The 1,750-nt window shown below is 71.0% G+C and carries 1 protein-coding gene and 1 pseudogene; both read right to left on the bottom strand.

Annotated elements, in window-relative coordinates:
* A partial coding sequence (locus OO52_RS54150) for a hypothetical protein (RefSeq protein ID WP_280923323.1) occupies positions 1 to 142 on the bottom strand: 142 nt, incomplete at its 3' end.
* 257 nt (positions 143 to 399) lie between these two features.
* Positions 400 to 1,701: pseudogene (locus OO52_RS45395) on the bottom strand (non-ribosomal peptide synthetase); the annotation flags it as partial.
* Between the last annotated feature and the right edge of the window lie 49 nt (positions 1,702 to 1,750).

The following is a 1,750-nucleotide window of genomic DNA, read 5'->3' as shown; positions in this document are numbered from 1 at the left end:
ACCACTCCGGCACCCGCCCCTCCACCCGCGCCGTATAGGCACGCGTCAGGTCAGCGGCCAGCGGGCCCAACGACCACCCGTCACCCGCGATGTGATGCAGGACCAGGACGAGGACGTGGTAATCGGGGGCGAGTCGGAACAGCTCGGCGCGCAGGGGGATTTGGGTCGCCAGGCACGGTCCAACTCGCCGTTCAGGCGTACGACGAGGGGGATGTTATAGGTGGCGCTCGGCCCCTCCATCTTGTGCAGGAACCACAGCCGCCGCTGGGCGAACGACAGGGGCACGGCATCGGGCAGTTGCTGCTTGGTCAGAGCGAGCCGTGCGGGCCCGGCGGTGTCGAGCCGGGCCGCGACCGCACCCGCGGTCCGTGCCTCGAAGAGCGTGCGCAGACCGATCTCGACGCTGAACGCGGCACGGATGCGGGCGATCAGCCGGGTGGCCAGCAGCGAGTGTCCGCCGAGCTCGAAGAAGTCGTCGTCCACGCCGACGCGGGGCAGCCCCAGTACCTGTGCGAACAGATCGCAGATGATCTGCTCCTGCGGCGTGCGCGTCTCCCGTCCGGATCCGGTCGGGGTGAAGCCGGGCGCGGGCAGGGCGGCGCGGTCCAGCTTGCCGTTGACGGTCAGCGGCAAGCTGTCCAGGAGTGCGACGGCCGAGGGCACCATGTTTTCGGGCAGCCGCTCGCGCACGAACTCCCTTGCCTCTTCAGGCCGTAGCGCCTCCCGCGTCACCACGTAGGCCACCAGCCGGGTCCTGCCGGGCTGGTCCTCGCGGACGACTACGGCGGCCTGGGTGATGTGGGGGTGCTCGGTGAGGACGTTCTCGATCTCGCCGGGTTCGATGCGGAAGCCGCGGATCTTGACCTGGTGGTCGGCGCGGCCGACGAACTCCAGCTCGCCGTCCTGGTTCCAGCGCACCAGGTCGCCCGTGCGGTACATCCGCGTGCCCGGCTCGGACGCGTACGGGTCCGCCACGAACCGCTCGGCCGTCATTCCGGGCTTGCCCAGATAGCCGCGAGCGACACCGGCCCCCGCGACGTACAGCTCCCCCACCACGCCGGGCGCCACCAACTCCAGCCCCGAACCCAGGACGTAGGCCCGGGTGTTGGCGATCGGCCGGCCGATCGGCGCGGTGAGCGGCCAGCTGTCGGGGGCGCCGCTCAAGGTGTGCGCCGTGACCACGTGGGTCTCGGTGGGTCCGTAGTGGTTGTGCAGCACGCGCTCTGGGGCCGAGGTGTGGAACTCGCGGACGACGCGGCTCAGCGTAAGGGCCTCGCCGGCCTGCGCGATGGTCCGCAGCCGGGGCAGCGCGCGTGCCTGCTCGACGGCTGCCTCGGCGACGGCCTCCAGGACGAGGTTGGGAGCGAACAGTTCCTCCACTTCGTGCTCGTCCAGCCACTCGACGAACCGGGCCGCGTCCCGCCGGACGTCCTCGTCGGGGATGACCAGGGTCTTGCCGAACATCAGGGCCGACAGCATCTCCTGCGCGGAGACGTCGAAGCTGATGGCCGTGAACTGCGCGGTCCTCGTGCCGGGTGCGCCGCCGATCGCCTCGTGGTGCCACTCCAGCAAGTTCGCCAGCGCGCCTGCGGGCATGATGACGCCTTTGGGTCGGCCGGTGGAGCCGGAGGTGTAGATGACGTAGGCGGGGTGATCCGGCGCGAGCGCGTGGACCGGGTTGTCCGAGGGCTGATCCTGCACGTCCAGCGTGTCCAGCAGCAGCACCGGCGTCGCGGCGGCGGTGTCCGCC

The organism is Streptomyces flaveolus, from assembly GCF_000716535.1.
GTDB lineage: Bacteria > Actinomycetota > Actinomycetes > Streptomycetales > Streptomycetaceae > Streptomyces > Streptomyces flaveolus_A.
This window is presented reverse-complemented; position numbering and strand designations above follow the sequence as displayed.